Below are 25,358 nucleotides of genomic sequence, written 5' to 3' on the forward strand. Positions count from 1 at the left end.
TATGGCTTCAGATATTAATATTAGATATTCAGATAAAGAATTAGCAGGATTTAAAGTGCTTATTCAAGATAAAATAAAACAAGCTAAACATGATTTAGAGCTTATTCAAAGTGCGTATATGAATGACCATAATAATGGTACAGATGATACATCACCTACATTTAAAGCGTTTGACGAAGGAAGCGAAACAATGAGTAAAGAATCTAATTCAGCATTAGCGATTAGACAAGAAAAATTTATTCGTGATTTAAAAAATGCTTTAATCAGAATTGAAAACAAAACTTATGGTGTTTGTCGTGTAACTGGAAAGCTAATAAATGCAAAACGATTAGAACTAGTACCTCATGCAACATTAAGTATAGAGGCTAAAAATATGCAACAATAATAAAAGATAGAGTCTTTAATTTTATAAACGCTTCAATATATTTTGAAGCGTTTTATATTTAAAATAGTTTGACCTTTTGAAACTTAAAAGTACCATTTTATTACTATTAATAGCAATTACATCTGTATGTGCTCAAAAAAGTACTGAAAAAATATGGAATGCAGATGTGATTAATACAATAGTAATAGATGGAGAAAATGTGTTTAATATTACGGTTTCAAATAGTCTATCTAACACTATCTTATTAAAGGTAAAAATTGAAGGTGAACATGCTAATCAACTAGTAATGGTTGATAGTATTGTAAACAAGCAATTGTATATATCCTCATCATTTCAGCCATTATTTGTAAAAGACAACGACAAATTAAGTGCGCACAAGGTTATGTCTGTAGAGTATCAATTGTTGGTACCTAAAAATATTAAATTAGAGATTAAAAGTAATATTGGATCTGTGGATTTGGTTGGGACGTATCCATCGGTTTTTATTGAATTAAATCAAGGAAATTGTAATCTTAAACAGTTTTTAGGAAATGCCTCCATTAACACGGTAAATGGGGATATTAATATCGAAACAGATCACGCAAAAGTAGAAGCTTTTACTAAAACGGGACAGATTACATTAACCCAATTTAAATTTTTAAAATTTAATCTAAATTGTCATACCATTAATGGTGATATAAAGATTACTAAAACTGAAAAATAGCACTACTTTTGTTTAATTAGATTATGAATTTCAAAAAAGCCACAGCATTAATTTTTGTTATTTTACTTATTGATCAAATAAGTAAAATTTACGTAAAAACACACTTTGTTTTAGGCGAAGATGTAACTGTTTTTAATTGGTTTAAAATTTATTTTATTGAAAATAGTGGTATGGCTTGGGGAACAAAACTAAGCGATATTTTACCATTTATGACGGATAGAACAGCAAAATTAAGCCTGACAGTATTTAGGGTTTTTGCTATTATTGGTATTGGATATTGGTTAGTTAATACTATCAAAAAGCAACAATCTAAAACATTAATATTAGCATTAGTATTTATTTTTGCTGGTGCCTTAGGTAATATTTTAGACTCTGTGTTTTATGGTGTTATGTTTGAAGACAGTATTAGTCAAGTTGCTTCTTTTTTACCTGGTCAAGGTTATGATAGTTTATTACATGGTAAGGTTGTAGATATGCTATACTTTCCGTTATGGAAAGGCTATTTACCAGAATGGATTCCAGGAATTGGTGGTGATTATTTCACGTTTTTTGAACCTGTATTTAATATTGCTGATGTTGCAATTAGTATTGGTTTTGGAATATTAATTTTCTTTAACGGAAAAGCATTTCCTAAACATGAACAAGATTAAAATTTGTAAATCTGCTTCGGAGTTACGCAGTAATCCATAGGGATATCTCCATCAAAAACATCTTCAATTTCAGCTTCAGCTTCAAAAAAGGACAAGCCAATTTTAAGGGTATTGGGTTTGCAAGACGCTAATAAATTATCATAAAATCCTTTACCATAACCTACACGATTTCCTTTTAAATCAAACGCTAAAAGCGGTACAAATACGACGTCTATATTATGGTTTAAAATCTCAATGCCATCTATTGGTTCTGGGATATTATAATCACTTAATTTAAATGTGGTAGCGTCTGTTAGCAAATAGTTGGTTAACGTATTGTTGGTAAAATTACTTTTAGAAACAACTATGTTTTTATCCTTTCCTGATAAGATATTTAAAATATAATCGGTATTAACTTCATGTTGTGATGTGATAGTTAAAAATAAATGGTAAAAACTATAATCCCAAATAGGAAGGGTTAGTAACTGATTAGCAATAGTAATGCTTAGTGCTTCAATTTGATCTTGATTAAGTAAGCGTCTTAGTGATTTATATTTTTTTCGTAATTCAATCTTTTTCATCTTAAACTATTTTAAGACTTCTGTAGAGATATGAAACAATGCGTCACCTTGATAAACAATAGGTGATTGATTAATATTAATTATGTAACCAGAGTGTTTTGCTTTAACAAAGTGATTAAATTTACCATAAGGATCTGTTATGTTTCCTATGTCATCACCTATTTTAACCTCTATACCAACTTTTATAGTAGCTTTAAACATACCAGAGTGTTTAGCACGCATCCAAGAGCTTTCGGTTATTTTAACACACTCTTTTTTAGGCTCTGTAACCTTAAATTGTCTGCGTAACATCCCAAAATGATTCATGATGCGTTTTGCACCATTAACACCTGTATTAGTAACCGTATTGTCTAAATCAAAAGATTTTCCACCTTCATAAAGTAAGATGGGTTTTCCTAATTTGTTGCACGCGTTTCTAAACGATTTATTAAGGTTTTTAGAATATAAAATAAATGGTGCTCCAAATATTTCGGCCATTACATCATCATCTTCGCTGCCTTTTTCAATACGTATTTGTGGTGCATTAAAACGATAAGCACCTCCTGTATGAAAATCTACTATAAAATCTACATGTGGTACAACCTCATGTATCAACTCGTAAGCCACACGACTGGCTAATGACCCATTTTTTACTCCAGGAAACACACGGTTTAGATCACGACCATCAGGAAAAGCGCGAGCCATGTTTATAAAACCAAAAATGTTAAGTACTGGAATACAAATTGTGGTACCAATTTTAGGTTTATTTATCCCTTTAGAGATTAGTTGTCGTACAATTTCAATACCATTAATTTCGTCACCATGTATACCTGCTGTAAATAAAATAGTAGGACCAGGTTTTCTAGAGCGTTCTATAATAATAGGAACATCTACTGGAGTTCTTGTATGTAGCTTAGCAACATTAAAACTGACCTCTGCACTTTGACCAGGTTTTATAGCTTCACCTAAAATTTCTAAAACGTCGTTTGTTTGCATCAATTATTTTTTGGTATTTCTTTCTATGTAATTAATAATGCTTTTAGCAATGTTTTTACCTGTAGCATTTTCAATACCTTCCAAACCAGGACTAGAGTTAACTTCTAGTAATAAAGGACCTCTGTCCGATTGTAGCATGTCAACACCACATACTGGTAGCTTCAATGCTTGTGACGCTTTCATTGCAACGCTTAATTCAGCTTCACTTAATTTAATAATCTGTGCATTTCCACCACGATGTAAATTAGATCTAAATTCACCTTCTTTACCTTGGCGTTTCATAGCTCCAACAACTTGACCATCAACTACAAGCGCACGTAAATCAGCACCTTTAGCTTCTTTTATAAATTCTTGAACAATTACTCTAGCTTCTAAACCATTAAAGGCTTCTAAAACAGATTCGGCAGCATTTTTGCTTTCTGCTAACACAACTCCTAAACCTTGTGTACCTTCTAGTAATTTAATAATTACTGGCACACCACCTACATGTTCTATAACTTCTTCAACGTCTCTAGAGTAGTTTGTAAAAACCGTTTTTGGCATTCCAATTCCGGCTTTACTTAATCTTTGTAAACTTTTAAGCTTATCTCTAGATCTTAAAATAGCTTCAGAAGATGCTGTTGTAAAAACATTCATCATTTCAAATTGCCTTACCACAGCGCAACCATAAAAAGTTATTGAAGCACCAATACGTGGTATAATAGCATCTACATAATCTAAATAACGATCTTTGTAGTAGATGGTTGGTTTTTCTTTTTCAATAATAATATCACATTTTAAAGGATCTATTATTTCTATTTTGTGGCCTCTATTTTCGCCTTCTTCAACTAAACGGTCTGTGGAGTATAAGTTAGCGTTTCTAGATAAAATTACAATGTTCATTTATTTATTATAGTTAAAGGATTGGTTTTGTATATCGACATCTACTAAAAATTTTCGTTTTAAAAACTGTCTACCAATTAAAACCGGAAATCTCATATCGTCTCTTGTGCTTAAAGTTAAGTTAATCTTGTATGTTTTACCAAAAAAAACAACATCTGTTTTTATTTTATAACGGTTTTCTACAAAACCATTGCTGCTTTTTACATCAGTAAAAGTGTAATCTTTAAAAACTTTAGTTTTACTATTAAAATTAGGATGACCTTTGCTGTAAAATGTGCAATGTAAGCCATCTTCTTTAACTTCTACCAGAGAGCAGTGTATTGCAGACGTGTAAGCACCTGTATCTATTTTGCAGTCTATTTCAAAAAGATCTAACACTGGAAAGTTAATTTTGTCTGTTCTTCCTATGGTTTTTTTTGTCATTTGTAAAGTTTAAAAAGAGGTGCAAGGTACTAAATAACTAAGCGTGATTAATTTATTTTTAGGTTAAAATTTAGGCGATAAAGGTTAAGTTGTTTTTAAATAATTACCTTTGAATAACTATCAATTTTCTTCGATTTTAAAGTGTAAGATGAGTCAAACTTCTTTAGATGTACAACTTAAAACCCTTCCAGAATCACCTGGAGTTTATCAGTATTTTGATACAGAAGGTACAATAATATACATTGGTAAGGCAAAAAATTTAAAGAAGAGAGTAAGTTCGTATTTTACAAAAACTCACGAAAATGGTAAAACTAGAGTTTTAGTAAAACGTATTGCTAATATTAAACACATTGTTGTACAGACAGAAACAGATGCACTTTTATTAGAAAACAACCTAATTAAAAAACATAGACCACGTTATAATGTTTTACTAAAAGACGATAAAAGCTACCCATGGATTTGTATAAAAAAAGAGCGTTTTCCAAGAGTATTTAGTACAAGACGCTATATAAAAGATGGAAGCGAATATTTTGGACCTTACACCAATATTAAAACGGTTTATACCTTATTAGATTTAATTAAAGGCTTGTATCAGATTAGAACGTGTAATTATGATTTGGCAGAAAGCAAAATCGAGTCAGGAAAATATAAAGTATGTCTAGAGTACCATTTAGGGAACTGTAAAGGACCTTGCGAAGGTTATGAGGATGAGGAAAGTTATAACCAAAACATAAAGGCAATTAGAGAAATTTTAAAAGGAAATTTTAAAGAATCTTTAGGCGAATTTAAAGCACAAATGAGCCAATATGCTCAGGATATGCAGTTTGAAGAAGCCCAAAAAATTAAAGAAAAAATTCAGGTTCTAGAAAATTATCAAGCCAAATCTACTATTGTAAACCCTAAGATTAGCAATGTGGATGTGTTTTCCATAGTTAGTGATGCAGGTCATGGCTATATTAACTTTTTGCAATTATCATATGGGTCAATAATTAGGTCACATACTTTAGAGATTAAAAAGAAGTTAGACGAGACAGATAAAACCTTACTAGAATTAGCAATTGTAGAAATCCGAGCACGTTTTAACTCAAGGTCTAAAGAAGTTTACGTACCTTTTAAAGTAGATTTAGGTCAAGATATAAAAGTAACTATTCCACAATTAGGAGATAAAAAACATATCTTAGACTTATCTGTTAGAAATGCCAAATATTACAGATTAGAGCGTTTTAAACAGGTAAAAATTACAGATCCAGATCGTCATGCTAATCGTATCATGGCACAAATGAAGGTGGATTTGCGATTAGGAGAAGAGCCAAGACATATCGAGTGTTTTGATAACTCCAACATACAAGGTACAAATCCAGTAGCAGCTTGTGTTGTGTTTAAAAACGGAAAGCCTAGTAAAAAAGATTATCGTCACTTTAATATCAAAACAGTAGAAGGTCCTGATGATTTTGCCTCAATGGAAGAAGTGGTATTTAGACGCTACAGACGTTTGTTAGAAGAAAAACAACCTTTACCACAATTGATAATTATTGATGGAGGAAAAGGACAATTATCTTCAGCTTTAAAAAGTTTAGATGCTTTAGGGTTAAGAGGAAAAATAGCCATTATAGGAATTGCAAAACGATTAGAAGAATTATTCTACCCAGACGATCCAATTCCCGTATATTTAGATAAAAAATCAGAAACACTAAAAATAATACAACAGTTACGTAATGAAGCCCATCGCTTTGGGATAGAGCATCATCGTAACAAACGAAGTAAACAGGCATTAAATACAGAAATGGAAACCATTCCTGGTATTGGAGAAAAAACAATTGTAGAATTATTAAAAGTATTTAAGTCCGCAAAGCGAATTTCAAATGCTAAAATTGACGAGCTAGAAGAGGTTGTCGGAAATTCTAGAGCAACAAAAATTTATAATTATTACCATAAAGAATGAAGCAGATATACATTGTAATTATAACATTATTAGCGTTAAGTACCAATCTTAACGCGCAAGATGCACAAGCTGCAGAGCCAAAGGTTGGTCTAGTATTAAGTGGTGGTGGAGCCAAAGGTTTTGCTCACATTGGTGTTTTAAAAGTTGTAGACAGTTTAGGGATTAGGGTAGACTATATTGCAGGGACAAGTATGGGAGCAATTATTGGGTCACTTTATGCTTCAGGATATTCAGGTAAACAATTAGATTCTATTTTTAAAGGCGTAAATTTTGATGACATTTTAAATGATAATATCCCAAGATCAGCTAAGTCAACCTATGAAAGAGAAATTTCAGAAAGATACGCAATAACACTACCCTTTGATCATCTTAAAGTAAAGCTGCCAACAGCATTATCCAAAGGGCAAAACACCTTTAATTTATTAACAAAATTATTGCTTCATGTAAGTAGTGAGGACGACTTTTCTAAATTACCAATCCCTTTTTTCTGTATTGCTACAGATGTAGAGACTGGTCAGCAAGTTATTTTAGATAAAGGTAATTTACCACAAGCAGTTAAAGCATCAGGAGCTTTTCCTTCATTATTTCAACCAGTAGATATTGATGGTAAATTGTTAATCGATGGTGGTGTTGTAAATAATTACCCAATAAAAGAGTTAAAGGCAAAAGGCATGGATATTATTATTGGTGTAGACGTACAAGACGGATTAGCCAATAGAACAGATCTGTCTTCAGCACCACAAATTTTATTTCAGATAAATAATTTTAGAACCATTAATGACATGAAAATCAAGTCTAAAATGACTGATATTTATATTAAACCAGATATTTCTAAATTTAATGTCGTGTCTTTTGATGACGGAAATCAAATAATTCATAATGGAGAAGTTGCTGCAAAAAAAGAAATAGATATTTTAAAACAATTAAAAGCAAAGCAACATTACACACCAAGTAAAGAGCAAACAGACCTGTCTCCAGATAGTTTGCAAATTAATTATATAGAAACTAACGGAATAGATAAATACACAAGATCTTACATCCTAGGAAAATTAAAAATCAGACCTTACAGCAAAATTTCATACAACGACCTATCAGAAGGCGCTAACAATATTGTTGCAACCAATAACTTTGATAGCTTTTTTTACGAGTTAAAACCAGAACAAGACAATACTTACAAGATAATTACCAATGTGTCCGAAACTAAAAAAACAACCTTTTTAAAATTGGGATTACACTACGATGATTTATATAAAAGTGCAATTTTGGCCAACATAACTAAAAAGCAATTTTTATTAAAAAACGATGTAGTGTCTATGGATTTTATAATAGGTGACCACGTTAGATATAATTTTGATTATTTTATAGATAAAGGGATATATTGGAGTGTTGGTTTAAAATCAAGGTATAACGAGTTTAGTCAAGGCATTGTAGCCAACGCATTTTTAACACCAACACAAATTAACACAGGCATAAATAAAATAAATGCCGAGCTCTCAGACTTTAATAACCAAGTTTACCTACAAACCCTTTTTAGAAATGATTTAGTATTATCACTAGGTGTTGAGCATAAAAAATTAAGAGTAAAAACCGAAACTATTTTATCCTCAGAAGATGAAACAGAAACACTTTTTGAAAACAGTAACTATGTCAGTCTTTTTGGAGAATTAAAATACGATACCTACGATAGTAAATACTTCCCGACAGAAGGCGTGCTTTTCTCTGCGCAAGGTAATCACTATGTGTATTCCTCAGATTTTTCAAGCACATTTTCTCCATTTACAATTCTAAAAGCCGAGTTAGGATATGCTTTCAAAGTATCAGATAAATTATCATTTAACTTAGTCACAGATGGAGGATTTAAAATAAATCCTAAAGCAAATCGCTTTTTAGATTTTGTGCTAGGTGGTTATGGTAATAATTTTATCAATAATTTTAAACCCTTTTACGGATACGATTTTCTGTCCATAGCAGCAGATTCTTACATTAAAGGAGGCATAAGTTTAGATTATCAGTTTTTACCTAAAAACCACATAATGGTAGCAGCAAACTATGCCAATGTAGAAGACAGGTTGTTTGATGGTACAGATTGGTTTTCATGGCCAGAATATTCAGGATACGCAGTAGGTTATTCGTTTGAATCCTTCTTGGGTCCCATAGAAGCTAAGTACACCATCTCTCCAGAGACTAAACAAAGCTATTGGTTTTTTAACTTAGGGTATTGGTTTTAATTGGGCGTTTTGTACTTAAACCTTTAAGGGTTTAAATACAACCAGGTCATCCATTATATCTTTTTTTGCCATATATGGCAGCAAAAAAAGGATGCCATTATTACCCTTAACGCAAGGTTAGACGCAATGGTCTTTTTTTCAATTTAAAAACACTTCCTAAACTCATAAAATTTTACGATATTTGTTACACTATGAAGACAATTTGGAGCGATTTACTATCACATTTAAAATTCTTGATTAAGCGTAATCCAGAGTGATCTTTCTTCCTTGTTAAGCATTTAGTAAAGCGTCACAAGTTTCTTAGACGTTATTTTTTTCAATTTAAAACTATAACAAAATGCCATTTTATCATAAACTAGGAAAAATACCACCAAAAAGACACACACAGTTCAGAAAAGCGGACGGTACATTGTACGCAGAGCAGTTATTTGGTACCATAGGATTTGACGGTATGTCAACAAACTCCTATCACGAGCATAGACCAACACAAGTAAAAGAAATTAAAAAACAATACAGTGTTGCACCAAAAATTGCTAAAAAAAACCATATACAATCCTACCGTTTAAAAGGGTTTCAAGTCAAACCAGAAAACGATTATTTACAGTCTCGTAAAACAGTACTTATAAACAGCGATTGTAGTATCATTTTAGCAGCACCAAAACAATCAACAACAGATTATTTTTATAAAAACACAGACGCAGACGAGCTTATTTTTGTCCACAAAGGTACCGGAAAACTGCGCACACACCTAGGTAACCTAGACTTCAAATACGGAGACTATCTATTAGTACCAAGAGGTGTAATTTATAAAATGGATTTTGACACTGAGGACAATCGTTTATTTATTGTCGAGTCTAAAAGACCAATTTACACACCCAAACGTTACCGTAACTGGTTTGGACAATTATTAGAGCATTCGCCATTTTGCGAGCGTGATTTAAGACAACCACAAGAATTAGAAACACATAACGAAAAAGGAGACTTTTTAATGAAAGTTAAAAAGCAAGACGATATTTTTGAAATGGTTTACGCTACACATCCTTTTGATGTAGTGGGTTACGACGGTTACAACTATCCATACGCGTTTTCAATCCACGATTTTGAGCCCATTACAGGACGTATCCACCAACCACCACCAGTGCATCAAACTTTTGAGACAGATGCATTTGTAGTTTGTAGTTTTGTGCCAAGACTGTACGATTATCATCCAGACAGTATTCCAGCACCTTACAATCATAGTAATATAGATAGTGATGAGGTATTGTATTACGTTGACGGAGATTTTATGTCTAGAAACGATATTGATGCAGGACACATATCCTTGCATCCTGCAGGAATACCACATGGTCCACACCCAGGAGCAACAGAGCGTAGCATCGGGAAAGTAAAAACAGACGAGCTAGCAGTAATGGTAGACACGTTTAAACCATTAATGGTAACTGAGGAAGCACTTAAAATAGCAGACGAAGACTATTACAAATCGTGGCTAGAGCATTAAAATTAAAAAAGATTTCAAAACAATAATTAATTAAGATCGAATTAAAAATTCAAGAATTTTAAAAGACTACTAAAGTGTTATTTAATAACCACATAATCTTTTGTTCTTGTTGCTATATTCTTTCTTCTATATAAAGTATTATGAGTAAAAAAGAAGTAAAATCAGTAGACTACGGTTTAGAAAAAATATTTGAAGGTGCACAAGATTTCTTGCCACTTTTAGGAACAGATTATGTAGAGTTTTATGTAGGTAACGCAAAACAAGCAGCGCATTTTTATAAAACAGCATTTGGCTTTCAATCTCACGCATACAGAGGGTTGGAAACAGGATCAAAAGATTCTGTAAGTTATGTGTTAAAGCAAGACAAAATTCGTTTAGTCCTAACAACACCATTAAACAGTAAGTCACCAATTAATGATCATATTGTAAAACATGGTGATGGTGTAAAAATTGTGGCATTATGGGTAGAAGATGCTAGAAAATCTTACGAAGAAACTACAAAACGTGGTGCAAAATCATACATGGAACCAGTCGTAGAAAAAGACGAATTTGGTGAAGTAGTAAGAGCTGGAATTTATACTTACGGAGAAACAGTACACATGTTTGTAGAGCGTAAAAATTACAATGGACAATTTTTACCAGGATTTGTAGAGTGGAAAAGCGACTATAATCCAGAGCCAGTTGGATTAAAATACATTGACCACATGGTTGGTAATGTGGGTTGGGGAGAAATGAATACTTGGGTAAAATGGTATGAGGATGTTATGGGATTTGTTAATTTCTTATCGTTTGATGACAAGCAAATCCATACAGAATATTCTGCTTTAATGTCTAAAGTAATGAGTAATGGTAATGGACGTATCAAATTCCCAATTAACGAACCAGCAAAAGCTGCAAAAAGATCGCAAATAGAAGAGTATTTAGATTTTTATGAAGGACCAGGAGTGCAACATATTGCAGTAGCAACGGATGATATTATAAAAACAGTATCTCAGCTTAAAGCAAGAGGTATCGAGTTTTTACCACCACCACCACAAGCCTACTACGATGATATTCCAAACCGTTTAGGAGAGCATATGGAAATGATGAAAGAAGATATCAGTGAGCTTCAAAAGCTATCAATTATGATTGATGCAGATGAGGAAGGCTATTTACTTCAAATTTTCACTAAGCCAGTAGAAGATAGACCAACACTGTTTTTCGAAATCATACAACGTATGGGAGCACAAGGTTTTGGAGCAGGAAACTTTAAAGCGTTGTTTGAATCTATTGAAAGAGAGCAAGCTAAACGAGGAACACTTTAACAAAATTTTATAGTTTAGTAACAAAAAAATGCCATCAAATACTCAGATGGCATTTTTTTGTTTTATACTTTTGGAATAGTAATTGTATTATAAGTTATAATATAATCTGTAACTTAAAAATTAAGTTATATAATTACAATAGTTATGAAAAAACAAATACTTATAATATTAGCAATATTTACCGCTAGCATGTCTTTTGCTTTCCAACAAGAACCTGCTTTTAAAGATGGCGAATGGTTTAAATTTAAGATGAGCTATAGTGGTTGGATGAAAGCTGGTAATGCTACCCTTCAAGTAAAAGAAACAACATTAAACGGAAAACCAGTATTTCATGTTGTTGGAAAAGGTTGGACAACCGGAATGATTAAATGGTTTTTTAAAGTGGAGGATCGTTACGAAAGCTATTTTGATAAAAACACAATTTTGCCATACAAGTTTATCAGAGATATTGATGAAGGTGGTCACAAAAAAAATATCGAAATCGAGTTTGATCAAGCCAATAAAAAAGCGCTAGTTTATAACAAAAAACACGATACAAAAAAGACACTTACAACAAAGCCAAATGTACAAGATATGGTGTCTACATTTTATTATTTAAGAAATAAATTAGATACAAGTACACTTAAAGTTGGTGACGAAATTAAATTGGATATGTTTTTTGACGAAGAGAACTATGGTTTTAAGCTAAAATTTTTAGGAAAAGAAAATCTAAGTACAAACTTTGGAACTGTTGAAACACTTATGTTTAGACCATATGTAATGGCTGGACGTGTTTTTAAAGAAGAAGAAAGTTTAACGCTTTGGGTGTCTAATGATAAAAATAAAATACCTTTACGTATTAAAGCAGATTTAGCTGTGGGATCGTTAAGAGCAGATTTAGAAGCCTATAAAGGATTAAAGCACAGCTTCAAAATTATTGTAGACTAATTAAAGCATGAGTGTAGACCAAAAAATAACCAACCAGTTAGAAGATAAATATAACGCATTAGATCAAAATGTAAATACACATTTAGAGGGTTTATTGCATAGTAAGCCTATCGATTATTGGGACTACATTCAAACAGATGCGCTTTTAAACTTACAAGTACAACGCACAACCTTGCCAGACGAAATGGTCTTTTTAATGTACCATCAGGTAAATGAGTTGTTGTTTAAAATGATTTTGTGGGAGATTGACCAAGTCGCAAAAAAAGAAAATATAACAGCTTCTTTTTTTGAAACTAAAATCATGCGTATCAGTCGCTATTTTGATGTATTAACATCTTCGTTTACAGTAATGAAAGATGGAATGGATGTCGAACAGTATAATAAGTTTCGTAATTCCTTAACACCTGCAAGTGGTTTTCAGTCTGCACAATATCGTAAAATAGAATTTGCTTCAACCGAGTTGATTAACCTTATTGACAATAGGTTTAGAGAAACTATAGACAGAAACACGTCTTTTGAGCATGCTTTTGAACATTTATATTGGCAAGCAGCAGGAAAGGATTATAAAACAGGTAAAAAAAGCTATACATTAACAGTTTTTGAAGCCAAATACAAAGACGAATTTATTAGATTTGCAGAATTCTATAACACACATAATTTGTGGACTATTTTTAAAAGTTTACCACAAGACTTTAGAGAAGATAAAGATTTAATCAAAGCAATGCGTCATTACGATTACACAGTAAATATTACTTGGGTAATGGCACATTATAACACTGCAAATCACTATTTAAATATTGGTGGAAAAACTGCAGAAGCAACAGGAGGAAGTGAATGGGTAAAATACATGCATCCAAAGTATCAAAGACGAATATTTTTTCCAGATTTATGGAGCAAACAAGAATTACAAGATTGGGGCAAAAATGTTTAATATTACTAGCTTTTGCTTTAGTAATAATTAGTTGTAAAAAAGAAGATAAAACACCAATAGATACTGTTTCGGTTATTGAGCCTGAAGAGGTTTATGAGTTTGGTTTTAAACTTAACGATTATGTTGTTAAGCGTGATACCATTAGAAAAGGTGATAGCTTTGGCGAAATCCTTCAACGTAACCAAATAGATTATTCTAAAATATTTCAAATAGCACAACAAACAAAGGATAGTTTTGATATTACACGATTACAAATCGGAAAACCTTACACCTTGTTATGTTCAAACGATTCGCTTCAACAACCAAAATGTTTTATATATCAACCTACTAAAACGGACTATGTTGTAATCAATTTTCAAGATTCAATTCATGCCTATTCAAGCACTAAGCCTATAAAATTTGTAGAAAAAGAAGTCTCAGGAGTTATTGAGTCTAATATATCTGAAGCTTTTGCAAAGCAAGGTAAAAGTGTATTATTAGCTTATAAAATGTCTGATATTTACGCTTGGACGATTGACTTTTTTAGACTTCAAAAAAACGATAAATTCAGATTAATTTATACCGAAAAATATATCGATGATAGTATTTATGCTGGAATTGATAATATTAAGGCAGCTTACTTTCAGCACAACGGAGAAGATTTTTATGCTTTTGAATTTGAAACAGATACAGTTAGAGGACTTAAAGATTACTTTACTGAAGATGCTAAAAACTTAAGACGTGCCTTTTTAAAAGCACCTGTTGAGTATAAACGTATTTCTTCTAGATATAATTTAAACCGTAGAATTGCTTTGTATGGTAATCGCGTAAGACCACACAAAGGGACTGATTTTGCAGCTAATATTGGTACGCCAATTAGAGCAACCGCAAATGGGACTGTAATTGAATCTGCAAAACGTGGCGGAAATGGTAACTATGTAAAAATTAAGCACAACTCGACCTACAGCACGCAATACTTGCACATGAGTAAGCGTAAAGCTAAAGTAGGCGATTTTGTTAAACAAGGAGATGTTATTGGTTATGTAGGTATGACAGGTAATACATCTGGACCACATGTCTGTTATCGTTTTTGGAAAAACGGAAAACAAGTAGATCCATTTAAACAAAAATTACCAGAAGCCGAAGCGATTTCGGATAGCTTAAAAGCTAAATATTTAAAATTTGTAAAACCACTTAAAACACAATTAGATGGGATTGAATTTATCCTTCCAATTGACGAAAATCAAATTTTAGATATTCAAGAAACGTCTAAAAACTCAATAACTTATACTAAGTAATGGCATTACCTTCAATCAACCCGACGACCACTAAAGCTTGGAAAAAATTACAAGCACATTTTGAAAACGTAAAAGGTTTAGAAATGAAAGATTTGTTCGCTCAAAATAATGATAGAGCAAATCAAATGGCCATTAATTGGGAAGATTTTTATGTAGATTATTCTAAAAACAGAATTACTTCTGGAACTATTAACTTACTACTAGAATTAGCAGAAGAAACAAAGTTAAAAGACGCTATTCAGTCTCAGTTTTCTGGAGAAGTTATAAATAAAACGGAAGGTAGAGAGGTGTTGCACACTGCATTGCGCGCTAAAGCTACAGATACTATTTTAGTTGAAGGCAAAAACGTTATGCCTGAGATTTTTGAAGTAAAACAAAAAATTGAAACATTCTCTAATCAAGTAATTTCTGGAGCATTAAAAGGATATACAAATAAAGCCTTTACAGATATTGTAAATATTGGTATTGGTGGTAGTGATTTAGGACCAGCTATGGTTGTGGAGTCGCTTCAATATTATAAAAATCATTTAACAACGCATTTTGTGAGTAACGTAGATGGTGATCATGTTAACCAGGTTTTAAAAACATTAAATCCAGAAACAACTTTATTTGTAATTGTATCTAAAACATTTACAACGCAAGAAACGTTATCTAATGCTAATACTATCAGGGCTTGGTTTTTAGAGCATGCTAAACAAGAGGATGTTGCAAAACATTTTGTAGCAGTGTCTACTAATATTGAAAAGGTAAAGGCGTTTGGGATTGATCAAAATAACATCTTTCCAATGTGGAATTGGGTTGGTGGTCGTTTCTCGTTATGGAGCGCAGTTGGATTAACAATCAGTTTATCGGTTGGCTACAAAAATTTTGATTCGCTTTTAGCTGGAGCAAATAAAATGGATACGCATTTTAAAAGTACAGACTTTGATCAAAATATTCCAGTTGTTTTAGCCTTATTAAGCATTTGGTATAATAATTTTTTTAATGCTGAAAGCGAAGCAGTAATACCGTACACACAATACTTAACTCAGTTTGCAACGTACTTGCAACAAGGGATTATGGAAAGTAATGGTAAAAGTGTAGACCGTAATGGTGATCTTGTTAACTACCAAACAGGAACATTAATTTGGGGAGAACCAGGAACAAATTCGCAACATGCATTCTTTCAATTAATTCATCAAGGAACTAAATTAATTCCAGCAGATTTTATTGGTTTTGCTCAGTCACTACATGGTAATCAAGATCATCAGGATAAATTAATGTCTAATTATTTTGCGCAAACAGAAGCGTTGTTAAATGGTAAAACAAAAGCAGAAGTTGAATCAGAATTTGAAGGTCAAAACCTTTCAGTAGAAAAAATAAAAGAATTAACACCATTTAAAGTATTTGAAGGTAATAAGCCAACAAATACCATCTTCATTAAAAAGCTTACACCAGAAAGCTTAGGTAAGTTAATCGCTATGTATGAACATAAAATATTTGTACAAGGAATAATCTGGAATATATATAGTTATGATCAGTTTGGAGTTGAGTTAGGAAAGCAACTGGCAAATAAAATTTTAAATGAGTTTGACAATCAGTCTTTTGACAATCATGACGGTTCCACGTTAAATTTGCTTAATATCTACAAAAAATTAAGGTAAGCATTGTTAAAAACTTTGTTTATTGTTTGATTTGATTTGTATTATGTAGTACTAAAAAGTATACGTAACTTGCATTGTGTAAATTTGTTAACATTAAGTTAATATTACAACTATAATTAGTCGTATTTTTGCACAAAATTTGAAACTAACAAATCATAATTAAACACAATGAAAAACACAATTAAAGTTATGTTTTTAGCAGTAACACTTATGTTTACTGCATTTACTATGGCTCAAAGTACTGTTACAGGAACAGTTATGGATGCCGATTTAAACTCACCACTACCTACTGCTAGTGTTGTAGAAAAGGGTACTACAAATGGAACTACTTCTGATTTTGATGGAAATTTTACTTTAAAAACTAAATCGCCTTCAGGAGTTATCGAAATTTCTTATGTTGGTTATGGTACAATTAGCATGCCATTCAACGGAGATACTAACTTAGGTAATGTGTCTTTAAGTTCAGGTAATTCTTTGGATGAAATTATGATTATTGCATCTGTAGCAGTTGACAGAAAAACACCAGTTGCAGTGTCTACAATTAAAGCTAAAGATATTGAGCTTAAATTAGGAACTCAAGAATTTCCGGAAATATTAAAATCTACACCAGGAGTTTATGTAACTAAGCAAGGTGGTGGTTATGGAGATAGTAGAATTAACCTTAGAGGATTTAACTCAGAAAACGTTGCTGTAATGATTAACGGTGTTCCAGTTAACGATATGGAAAATGGAGCTGTTTACTGGAGTAACTGGGCAGGTTTAGGTGATGTAACATCTACTATGCAAGTACAAAGAGGTTTAGGAGCGTCTAAAGTAGCAGTAGCTTCTGTTGGAGGTACAATTAATATTATTACTAAAACTACTGACGCTGAAGAAGGAGGAAGTTTTGGTACAAGTATCGCTAATGATGGATATTTCAAATACGGAATGACATATTCAACAGGTTTAAGTGATAAAGGTTTTGCAGCAACAGTTAGTGCTTCAAAAATTTCAGGAGATGGTTATGTTGACGGAACAGAGTTTTCTGGATATAATTATTTTCTTAGTTTATCACAACAAATAAACGAAGCTCACAGATTATCATTTACAGCTTTTGGTTCTCAACAAGAACACGGTCAACGTTTTAATCGTTCTACTATTGAAGAATTACAAGATACAGATTCAGGACCGCAAAAAGCAAATAGAGATTGGGGTTATAAAAACGGAGAAGTTTATCACCAATCTTATAACTTTTACCACAAACCACAAATGTCTATAAATCACTTATGGAATATAGATGATAATTCAGCTTTATCTACAGCAGTATATGCTTCTTTTGGTTCTGGTGGAGGACGTAGAGATGAAGGATCTAAAATTGGATCTGATGATTACAGAATTGGTACTTCAGGTTTACAACCTATCGATTTTGATAAAATAGTTGCAGAAAATCAAGCTAATGGAGTAAATGGTTCTAGTGATATTATTTCTTCTTCTAGAAACTCTCACGAATGGTATGGTTTATTATCCACGTATAAAACATCTATCAATGATAAATTAACATTATCAGGAGGTTTAGATGCACGTTATTATGTTGGGTCACACTGGTACCAAGTGGATGATTTATTAGGAGGTCAATTTTTCTTAGATAATGAGACTGATACATTTGCTTTTGGACAACCACTTAAAGTAGGAGATAGATATAATAAAGATTACGACGGTGTTGTTAATAGATATGGTTTGTTTGCACAAGCAGAATATCAAGTTTCTGAGAAATTAAATGTGTTTATTGCTGGAGATATTTCTAACAGTAACTATAAGCAAAGAGAATACATGAACAATACTATATTTGGTAGCAGAGAGTCTGACGCAGTTGATTTTTCTGGTTATGGTATTAAAGGAGGTGGTAACTATAACTTAGACATAAACAATAATGTTTTTGTAAATGTTGGTTATTTCTCTAAAGCGCCATTTTTAGATGATGTATTTTTAGATGAAGATGGAATTGTTCCAAATGGAGGAGCAGTAAACGAAAAAGTGTTTAGTGCAGAGTTAGGTTACGGTTTCCGTAGCGAGAAATTTAGTGCAAACGTAAACGTTTACCATACTAAATGGTTAGACAAATCTCTTAACGGTTCAATTGGTACTGGAGATAACTTATTTTTCTACAACTTACAAGGGATCGATGCTTTACACCAAGGTGTTGAGGTTGATTTTAGATATAAAGCAAATGACAATATTACGTTAACAGGTATGGCTTCTTTAGGAGATTGGCAATGGAAAAGTAATGTATCAGCAATTATTAGAGATCAAGCAGGAGATGCAATTGACGTTGTAGAAGTTGTTGCAGATGGAATTAAAGTAGGTGATGCTGCTCAAACTACATTCGCTTTAGGTTTAGATTATAAATTAGCTCAAAAATCTAATATTTATGTTGATTATAACTTTGCAGGTGACAACTATGCTTCTTATGATGTAACAAACAGAGGGAGTGCAGATTTACCAGATGTATGGGAAGTGCCTGATTTTGGATTATTTGATGTTGGTTTAAGACATGGTTTTGCAATCGGATCTTTTGATGCAACTTTAATAGGAAAAGTAAATAATGTTTTCAATACAGAGTATGTTTCTGATGCTAATGACATCGATGGTACTGCTTTAAAAGCTCAAGTATATTATGGAGCTGGTAGAACTTACAGTGTAGCATTAAAAGTTAATTTTTAAAAAATATTTAAAATGAAAAGAATAATTTATTGTTTAGCAATTTTAGGGATAACCTTAGTGGGTTGTAACCCTATTGAAGACATCTATAATGACTTAGATGCATCAGCAGATCCAATTCAAGGATCAGAATCTTACACACTTACAAGTGATGATTATGATGAGTTAGAATTAGGTTTTGGTAGTTTTAATTCTGTTGAGGAAGCTAAAGCGCTTTTGCCAGATTTTTTAGCTAATAAATATCCATTTTGGGGTCAAGGATCTTCAGTTTTAGTTGGATACCAATTATATGTTGGAAACGCTGAAGGTGTAAGTGATTTAACTAATTCTGATATTTACCAATTAACTAATTCTGATTATGCAACTACAGGTAGTGATGCTTTTGGATTTTACCCAAATGTAAATGCAACATCTCAAATTCCTGATGTATTAACTGCTCAAATCACTGCTCCTACTGAAGGACAAGTAGTTTTAGCAAAATACAAGCAGTATACAGAAAACCCAGTTGTTGGTTTAGCTAACTTAGTAGAGTATAACTTTGCAGGTAGTTTTGAAGGATGGACTATTGTTGAAGAAACTGGAGCTGACGATGTTTGGACATCTTCAACAGGATACCTTCAAGGAAATGGTTATTTTGGATCAGCAGTAACAAATGAAGAGTGGATTGTTTCTCCTTCAGTGGACTTAACTGACGAGAGTGATCTTAAATTTCAAATTACACAAGAACTTGATTTTGCAGATGATGCTTCATTAGTTAAAATTTTAGTGTCTACAGATTACACAGGAGATGTATTAACTGCTACTTGGGATGAGATTACATTAGCAAATCCTGCTACTGGTGATATGGCTGCTTCAGAAGATTACGATTTTTCTGCTTACGATGGTCAAGTTATTAATGTAGCTTTAAAATATGAGTCTATAGGTGATGATCCTGCAACGACTACAGTTGATGAAGGTGACGCTGGAAGATGGAGAATCTCTAACATAGCTATTAAAACTCTAGGTGCAACAGGTACAACAAACTCTAAAGGAGAATACTTTATGTACTCAGGTGGTACATGGGTAGCAATGGAAGGTGTTTATTACTTAAGTTCTGCAGATTATGACGCAATGGGTACAGCTTCTGGACAACCAGGTGAGTATAATAACTTTAGTAGTTCATTATCTCCAAACTCTTATTTACCAACGTTCTTAGATTTAAATTTCCCTTACGGTCAAGAGGATGAGGAGTTATTTATTGTTTACGATTATTTCTCTAGTTCTTCAGGAGCACAAAGAAGAGGTAACTTGTACACTGTAGTTAATGGCGAGTTTGAAGCTCATCAATCTACTATATCTACAACGCTTCAGTTTGGATTTGATAACGGTCTTTGGGTACCAGATAATACAATTAGATATACTTTAGCTGCTGAAGATTACGCTACTATAGCATCTGCTTTAGAGGCGGATTATCCAACAGCAACATCTAGTATGTTAAACTATGGGAATATGGACAGAAGAGTTGGTAACAGTGCAGAATGGACAAACCCAATGGTACTTGAAGCTGTAGCTGTGGTGTTAAACCAAATGGATCCTTCTGCTGCTGAAGAGCAAAAGTATGTTGTTACTATAGAAGTTTACAATGGTAGTAATACTACTGAAGACTTTGCTGTTATTAAAATGGGAGGAATTTGGGTATACCAATAGATTTCTAATTTATAACACATAATAAATTTTAAAAGCCTCTTCAATTGAAGAGGCTTTTTTTATGTAATTAATTATTACCTTTATACCTTAACTAATAAACTAAAAATATATGTATTCAACATTAAAATGGTTACATCATTATTGGGCATATTTAGTGCTTTTTATGATTGTAGTGGCAACTTTTAACGCAGTGTATAAAACAGTGACAAAAAAGGAGTATGAAGCAAGAGATTTTAGAATGTCTCTTTTTACATTAATTGTATCTCATATACATTTGTTAATTGGTATTGTGCTTTGGTTTGCTGCAGACTACTTCTCTGAAATGAGTATGGGCGAAATCATGAAAAATGCAACAATGCGATCAAATGTTGTTGAGCATCCTGTTGCTATGATTCTAGCTGTAGCCTTAATTACTATTGGATATTCTAAGCATAAAAAGAAACTAACATCTACTAACAAACTTAAGTCAATTGCAATCTTTTACAGCATTGCATTAGTTTTAGTGTTAGCTAAAATACCATGGAAAGCATGGTTAAATTTATAGTATAAAAAAAGCGACCTTAATTAAGGTCGCTTTTTTTATTTATATAATTTAAAAATTAATTCTTCTTAACTTCTGTTTCAGTTGTAGTATCTATGTCTTTTACCTCCTTAACTAGGTAGATGTAAACAGGGAAGTGGTCACTAAACCCATTAGTAAATCCACCATCAGCAAAACTTCTTAAAGGATAACCTTTGTAACGACCCTTTTTGTTTACTAAATAGTATTTATTAAATATACCTGCTTTATAGTAGGTAAAGTTTGAATAATCCTTGTCTAAAAAAGGCTTAGTTATCATGATTTGATCAAATAAACTCCATGCATCTCTATAGGCAGTAGTACCTAATCCCTCTTTTTTAAACATATCAATATAAGGATTGTAAATACCTTTAAAGTCAACTTTGTTTTTATCGCTTTCAGCTTTTAAAACATCCTTAACACTAGAATTTGTTGGGTCATCATTTAAATCTCCCATAGTAATAATTTTTGCATAAGGATCTATAGATTGTAAACTATCAATGATACTTTTGTTTAGCTTAGCAGCAGCAACACGTTTTGGTCTACTTCTAGCTTCTCCACCACTTCTAGATGGCCAGTGGTTAACAATAATGTGCATTGTTTCTCCTTCTAGTTTTCCTGTAACTAATAGTTGGTCTCTTGTGTTAACGCGTTTACGTGTTTTATCATCGTAAATTTTTAAAGTATGTGTGCTTTTTGATACTACTTGAAATAATGATTTTTGATAAAGTAACCCAACATCAATACTTCTGTTATCAGGACCATCAAAATGTACTATACCATAATCCTTACCTAATAATAAAGGGTCGTTTACAACATCTTCAATTACATTAATGTTTTCAACTTCACAAATTCCGATAAGTGCAGGTGTGTTATTAGTAACGTCACTTCCAACATCTGCGATAACACGTGCCATGTTATGTACTTTTTTCTTGTACACTTCAGAGCGATCTGCTTTAAGTTCCATCATTGGACTAGCCTCATCATATTTTGTTGGATCATTAATCGTGTCAAATAAATTTTCAAGATTATAAAAAGCAACAGTATGTACTTTAAACTTCTTCTTTTCTTGAGCATTTACAGAAAAAACAACCGTTAAACAAAACGCTGCAGCCCAGAATTTAAAATTTTTCATGTATTCTAATATTATGTTATAGTTATGTTAATACAAAACTCCTGCCAAAAGTAGATATTTATTATAAATAATGTAAATTTGCACGCCTTAAATAATGATTATTTAACGGTTAAGCATTTTTATTAACTATAATTTCTAGTATGAAAAAAAGTTTTTTAATTTTTTTATTCGGAATTTTCTCAACGTTTACGCTTGTTGCACAACAAACTACAGTTAAAGGTAGTGTTAAGGACGCAGTAACGGATGAGCCTATTCCAGATGTAACAGTATCCATTCAAAAAACAGTATTGACTGAAAAAACAGATGGGTTTGGTCAGTTTACTTTTAAGAATGAAGTCCCTTTAGGAGAGCAAATTCTTAAAATTGAAAAAGATGGATTTACTACAAAGTTTTATCCAATCATTATCAACGAAGGTAAGACGCTTGATATCCAAGATATGACTTTAGATCTAGCAGTTACAAACGAGCAGGATTTATTTACCATTACTTTATCTGATGACGAGTTAAATGATGACACAAGTGGTTCTGATAATATTTCAGGATTGTTATCTGCTTCTCAAGACATTTTTCAGCGTACAGCTGCTTTTGAATTTAGTTCTTCATTTTTCAGAATTAAAGGTTTAGATTCTGACAACGCCAAAGTATTAATTAATGGTGTTGAAATGAATAAGCAAGATACTGGTCGTCCACAATGGAGTAATTGGGGAGGATTAAACGACGTCATGCGTAACCAAGAGTTAAGTTTAGGGTTAACACCATCAGCTTACACATTTGGAGGTGTATTAGGATCTACAAATATTAATACTAGAGCTTCTAATTACAGAGAAGGTGGTCGTATTACTTACTCTTCTTCAAACAGAAGTTATACAAATCGTTTAATGGCTAGTTATGCTTCTGGATTAATGGAAGATGGTTGGGCATATACACTTATGATTGGTAGACGTTGGGGAGACGAAGGTTTTCAGGATGCGTCATTATATGATTCAAATTCATTTTTTGCTTCTGTAGAAAAGAAAATAAACGATAAGCATAGCATTAACTTTACATCTATATACGCACCAAACAGAAGAGGAAAATCTTCTGCAAATACACAAGAGGTTTATGACCTTAAAGGTATTAAGTATAATGAGTTTTGGGGAGATCTTGATGGAGAGCAAAAAAATTCTCGTATTAAAGAAGTGGAAGAGCCAATTTTAATGTTAAACCATTATTGGGATATCACTGAAAAAACTAGCTTAAATACAAACATAGGTTACCAATTTGGTAAAGTAGGAAACAGTCGTTTAGACTATGCTGGAGGAGAAAATCCAAGTCCTGCATACTACCAAAACCTACCAAGTTATTTTCTTGAAGATGACGATTTAGCTGGTGCATATGAAGCTGAACAAGAGTTTTTAAATGATGGTCAAATTGATTGGAACAGAATTTTAGATGCTAACTTAACTAATAATATAACTGGTGCAAATGCTGCCTACGTATTATATGAAGATAGAAACGATGATAAGCAATTAACATTAAATACTATTTTTAATACTGAGATTAACCAAAACATTCTGTTTAATGCAGGTGTAAATTATAAAAAATTAGATTCTGAAAACTTTGCTGAAATTATTGATTTATTAGGAAGCACAACAGGAGCTTTAAATGTTGATTCTTTCAGTCAAAATCAATTTGATTTAAACAATCCTGACCAAGTTGCTTTTGTAGGAGATAAATTTAGATACAACTATAATTTATATGTTAACGAAATATCTGGTTTTGCTCAAGCACAATTCAAATACAACAAAGTTGATTTTTATTTAGCAGGAAGCATAACAAAAACAGATTACCAAAGAGAAGGTTTATATAAAAACGAAAACCAAGTATATATCGAAAACGGTATTGAAAGAGATAACTCATTTGGTAAAGGAGATAAAATCGAATTTACAGGATATGGTGCAAAAGCAGGATTTACTTATAAAATATCTGGTAAACATTTATTAGATTTTAATGGAGCTTATATCGCTAAAGCACCTTCTATTAGAAACACGTATACAAACTCAAGAGAAAGTCATGATTATGTTGGTGTTATTAATGGTGTAAATAATACAGATATTAATATTACTGAAGAGAAAATCTCATCAGTAGATGCAAGTTATATCTTTAGATCTCCAATTATCAAAGCTAAATTAACAGGTTTTTATACTAAAATAGAAGATGCTAACGAAGTAGGTTTCTTCTTTACACAAGGTAGTACTACAGGATTTATCCAAGAGGTATTATCAGGAGTAGAAAAACAACACATTGGTGGAGAGTTTGGTATAGAAGCACAAGTAACACCTACTATTAAATTAAAAGGTGCAGCATCTGTAGGACAATATACTTACAACAATAATCCAAACTTATATGTAACATCAACTTCAGAGGATTTTATTGATGTACAAGGTGGAGATGTTGTTAACACATCTGGATTAGTTAGTACATCTAACTTAAAGGATTATAAAGTGGCAGGTGGACCACAAACAGCTTATTCAGTTGGATTTGAATACAGAGATCCAGATTACTGGTGGTTTGGTGCAACAGCTAACTTTTTTGATAATGCTTACATAGACGTAAGTCCATTATCTAGATCGACTGATTTTTACACAGATGCAGATGGATTACCGTATAACGATTACGATCCAGCAATTGCAAAAGAGTTATTACAACAAGAAAAATTTGATAGCTACATGGTTGTAAATTTAGTTGGAGGTAAGTCTTGGAAGATTGGGGATAAATTTATTGGTTTCTTTGCAAGTGTAGGTAACCTTTTAGATAAAGAATACAAAACTGGAGGTTTTGAACAAGGTAGACGTGCGGATTACAGAGCTTTAAGAGATGATGTAAACCTTGAAAAAAGAGTTTTTGGACCTAAATACTGGTATGGTAGAGGTGCTAATTACTTTGTAAATGTGTATCTTAGATTTTAAAAAGA

Annotated in this window: 20 protein-coding genes; 15 read left to right on the forward strand and 5 right to left on the reverse strand. The window is 32.2% G+C overall.

Translation table 11 applies throughout. The annotated features are described in order from the left end of the window. Position 1 precedes the first annotated feature (1 nt). The 3 genes from B2989_RS01745 to B2989_RS01755 all read left to right on the forward strand — a co-directional run bounded on the left by B2989_RS01745 (position 2) and on the right by B2989_RS01755 (position 1,738). Complete coding sequence (locus tag B2989_RS01745) at positions 2-385, forward strand: TraR/DksA family transcriptional regulator (RefSeq protein ID WP_145005623.1); 384 nt, start codon at positions 2-4, stop codon at positions 383-385. 76 nt (positions 386-461) lie between these two features. Continuing rightward, complete coding sequence (locus tag B2989_RS01750) at positions 462-1,088, forward strand: DUF4097 family beta strand repeat-containing protein (protein ID WP_292943257.1); 627 nt, start codon at positions 462-464, stop codon at positions 1,086-1,088. Between the two features lie 23 nt (positions 1,089-1,111). Beyond that, positions 1,112-1,738 (forward strand): lipoprotein signal peptidase, encoded by a 627-nt coding sequence (locus B2989_RS01755; protein ID WP_292943260.1) that lies wholly within the window; start codon positions 1,112-1,114, stop codon positions 1,736-1,738. Here B2989_RS01755 and B2989_RS01760 read toward each other — a convergent pair. The 4 genes from B2989_RS01760 to B2989_RS01775 are packed head-to-tail and all read right to left on the reverse strand — an operon-like array spanning position 1,735 to position 4,578. Beyond that, positions 1,735-2,298: a 5-formyltetrahydrofolate cyclo-ligase gene (locus B2989_RS01760; RefSeq protein WP_292943263.1), complete on the reverse strand. Its 564-nt coding sequence runs from the start codon at positions 2,296-2,298 to the stop codon at positions 1,735-1,737. The genes B2989_RS01755 and B2989_RS01760 overlap by 4 nt on opposite strands. A gap of 6 nt (positions 2,299-2,304) precedes the next feature. Beyond that, complete coding sequence (locus B2989_RS01765; protein ID WP_292943266.1) at positions 2,305-3,273, reverse strand: succinylglutamate desuccinylase/aspartoacylase family protein; 969 nt, start codon at positions 3,271-3,273, stop codon at positions 2,305-2,307. A gap of 3 nt (positions 3,274-3,276) precedes the next feature. Continuing rightward, positions 3,277-4,155, reverse strand: coding sequence for a 30S ribosomal protein S6--L-glutamate ligase (gene rimK, locus B2989_RS01770; protein ID WP_145005641.1), 879 nt, complete (start codon positions 4,153-4,155; stop codon positions 3,277-3,279). Further along, entirely contained in the window at positions 4,156-4,578 is a 423-nt protein-coding gene (locus B2989_RS01775; protein WP_145005644.1) for an ATP-dependent zinc protease, read from the reverse strand. It abuts the gene before it with no gap. Between the two features lie 148 nt (positions 4,579-4,726). On the opposite strand from B2989_RS01775, the gene uvrC reads away from it, so the two are divergent. The 11 genes from uvrC to B2989_RS01830 all read left to right on the forward strand — a co-directional run bounded on the left by uvrC (position 4,727) and on the right by B2989_RS01830 (position 21,255). Continuing rightward, the gene (gene uvrC, locus B2989_RS01780) at positions 4,727-6,520 is read left to right on the forward strand and encodes an excinuclease ABC subunit UvrC (protein WP_292943272.1); all 1,794 of its coding nucleotides are present in this window, start codon (positions 4,727-4,729) and stop codon (positions 6,518-6,520) included. Further along, on the forward strand, positions 6,517-8,748 hold the full coding sequence (locus B2989_RS01785) for a patatin-like phospholipase family protein (protein ID WP_292943275.1): 2,232 nt from the start codon (positions 6,517-6,519) through the stop codon (positions 8,746-8,748). The genes uvrC and B2989_RS01785 overlap by 4 nt, the downstream gene beginning before the upstream one ends. A gap of 337 nt (positions 8,749-9,085) precedes the next feature. Continuing rightward, a complete protein-coding gene (locus tag B2989_RS01790; RefSeq protein WP_292943278.1) occupies positions 9,086-10,246 on the forward strand; it encodes a homogentisate 1,2-dioxygenase in 1,161 nt (386 codons plus the stop codon). A 140-nt stretch (positions 10,247-10,386) separates the two neighbouring features. Beyond that, the gene (gene hppD / locus B2989_RS01795; RefSeq protein ID WP_292943281.1) at positions 10,387-11,550 is read left to right on the forward strand and encodes a 4-hydroxyphenylpyruvate dioxygenase; all 1,164 of its coding nucleotides are present in this window, start codon (positions 10,387-10,389) and stop codon (positions 11,548-11,550) included. Positions 11,551-11,694: 144 nt separating this feature from the next. Next, positions 11,695-12,477 carry a DUF3108 domain-containing protein gene (locus B2989_RS01800; protein ID WP_145005659.1) on the forward strand — a complete coding sequence of 261 codons (783 nt, stop codon included), beginning with the start codon at positions 11,695-11,697 and terminating at the stop codon, positions 12,475-12,477. Positions 12,478-12,484: 7 nt separating this feature from the next. After that, entirely contained in the window at positions 12,485-13,408 is a 924-nt protein-coding gene (locus B2989_RS01805; protein ID WP_292943285.1) for a tryptophan 2,3-dioxygenase family protein, read from the forward strand. Further along, entirely contained in the window at positions 13,366-14,685 is a 1,320-nt protein-coding gene (locus tag B2989_RS01810) for a M23 family metallopeptidase (RefSeq protein ID WP_292943288.1), read from the forward strand. The genes B2989_RS01805 and B2989_RS01810 overlap by 43 nt, the downstream gene beginning before the upstream one ends. Continuing rightward, positions 14,685-16,328, forward strand: coding sequence for a glucose-6-phosphate isomerase (gene pgi / locus B2989_RS01815; RefSeq protein WP_292943291.1), 1,644 nt, complete (start codon positions 14,685-14,687; stop codon positions 16,326-16,328). Before B2989_RS01810 ends, pgi begins: the two co-directional genes overlap by 1 nt. A 168-nt stretch (positions 16,329-16,496) precedes the next feature. Next, on the forward strand, positions 16,497-19,028 hold the full coding sequence (locus tag B2989_RS01820; RefSeq protein ID WP_292943294.1) for a TonB-dependent receptor: 2,532 nt from the start codon (positions 16,497-16,499) through the stop codon (positions 19,026-19,028). 12 nt (positions 19,029-19,040) lie between these two features. Further along, positions 19,041-20,711: a choice-of-anchor J domain-containing protein gene (locus B2989_RS01825; RefSeq protein WP_292943296.1), complete on the forward strand. Its 1,671-nt coding sequence runs from the start codon at positions 19,041-19,043 to the stop codon at positions 20,709-20,711. A 109-nt stretch (positions 20,712-20,820) separates the two neighbouring features. After that, positions 20,821-21,255, forward strand: coding sequence for a hypothetical protein (locus B2989_RS01830; protein ID WP_145005677.1), 435 nt, complete (start codon positions 20,821-20,823; stop codon positions 21,253-21,255). A 55-nt stretch (positions 21,256-21,310) separates the two neighbouring features. Here the strand turns inward: B2989_RS01830 and B2989_RS01835 are convergent, their stop codons facing one another. After that, positions 21,311-22,405 carry an endonuclease/exonuclease/phosphatase family protein gene (locus B2989_RS01835; protein ID WP_292943302.1) on the reverse strand — a complete coding sequence of 365 codons (1,095 nt, stop codon included), beginning with the start codon at positions 22,403-22,405 and terminating at the stop codon, positions 21,311-21,313. Positions 22,406-22,545: 140 nt separating this feature from the next. Here B2989_RS01835 and B2989_RS01840 point away from each other — a divergent pair, with 140 nt between their 5' ends. Continuing rightward, positions 22,546-25,353, forward strand: coding sequence for a TonB-dependent receptor (locus B2989_RS01840; protein ID WP_292943305.1), 2,808 nt, complete (start codon positions 22,546-22,548; stop codon positions 25,351-25,353). Positions 25,354-25,358 lie beyond the last annotated feature (5 nt).

Origin of the sequence: Olleya sp. UBA1516 (assembly GCF_002323495.1) — a bacterium.
GTDB lineage: Bacteria > Bacteroidota > Bacteroidia > Flavobacteriales > Flavobacteriaceae > Olleya.

Coding starts and splice junctions, on each gene's coding strand:
- B2989_RS01745 (WP_145005623.1), top strand. CDS start 2: ATGGCTTCAGATATTAATATTAGATATTCAGATAAAGAATTAGCAGGA.
- B2989_RS01755 (WP_292943260.1), top strand. CDS start 1,112: ATGAATTTCAAAAAAGCCACAGCATTAATTTTTGTTATTTTACTTATT.
- B2989_RS01760 (WP_292943263.1), bottom strand. CDS start 2,298: ATGAAAAAGATTGAATTACGAAAAAAATATAAATCACTAAGACGCTTA.
- B2989_RS01765 (WP_292943266.1), bottom strand. CDS start 3,273: ATGCAAACAAACGACGTTTTAGAAATTTTAGGTGAAGCTATAAAACCT.
- rimK (WP_145005641.1), bottom strand. CDS start 4,155: ATGAACATTGTAATTTTATCTAGAAACGCTAACTTATACTCCACAGAC.
- B2989_RS01775 (WP_145005644.1), bottom strand. CDS start 4,578: ATGACAAAAAAAACCATAGGAAGAACAGACAAAATTAACTTTCCAGTG.
- uvrC (WP_292943272.1), top strand. CDS start 4,727: ATGAGTCAAACTTCTTTAGATGTACAACTTAAAACCCTTCCAGAATCA.
- B2989_RS01785 (WP_292943275.1), top strand. CDS start 6,517: ATGAAGCAGATATACATTGTAATTATAACATTATTAGCGTTAAGTACC.
- B2989_RS01790 (WP_292943278.1), top strand. CDS start 9,086: ATGCCATTTTATCATAAACTAGGAAAAATACCACCAAAAAGACACACA.
- hppD (WP_292943281.1), top strand. CDS start 10,387: ATGAGTAAAAAAGAAGTAAAATCAGTAGACTACGGTTTAGAAAAAATA.
- B2989_RS01800 (WP_145005659.1), top strand. CDS start 11,695: ATGAAAAAACAAATACTTATAATATTAGCAATATTTACCGCTAGCATG.
- B2989_RS01805 (WP_292943285.1), top strand. CDS start 12,485: ATGAGTGTAGACCAAAAAATAACCAACCAGTTAGAAGATAAATATAAC.
- B2989_RS01810 (WP_292943288.1), top strand. CDS start 13,366: ATGGAGCAAACAAGAATTACAAGATTGGGGCAAAAATGTTTAATATTA.
- pgi (WP_292943291.1), top strand. CDS start 14,685: ATGGCATTACCTTCAATCAACCCGACGACCACTAAAGCTTGGAAAAAA.
- B2989_RS01820 (WP_292943294.1), top strand. CDS start 16,497: ATGAAAAACACAATTAAAGTTATGTTTTTAGCAGTAACACTTATGTTT.
- B2989_RS01825 (WP_292943296.1), top strand. CDS start 19,041: ATGAAAAGAATAATTTATTGTTTAGCAATTTTAGGGATAACCTTAGTG.
- B2989_RS01830 (WP_145005677.1), top strand. CDS start 20,821: ATGTATTCAACATTAAAATGGTTACATCATTATTGGGCATATTTAGTG.
- B2989_RS01835 (WP_292943302.1), bottom strand. CDS start 22,405: ATGAAAAATTTTAAATTCTGGGCTGCAGCGTTTTGTTTAACGGTTGTT.
- B2989_RS01840 (WP_292943305.1), top strand. CDS start 22,546: ATGAAAAAAAGTTTTTTAATTTTTTTATTCGGAATTTTCTCAACGTTT.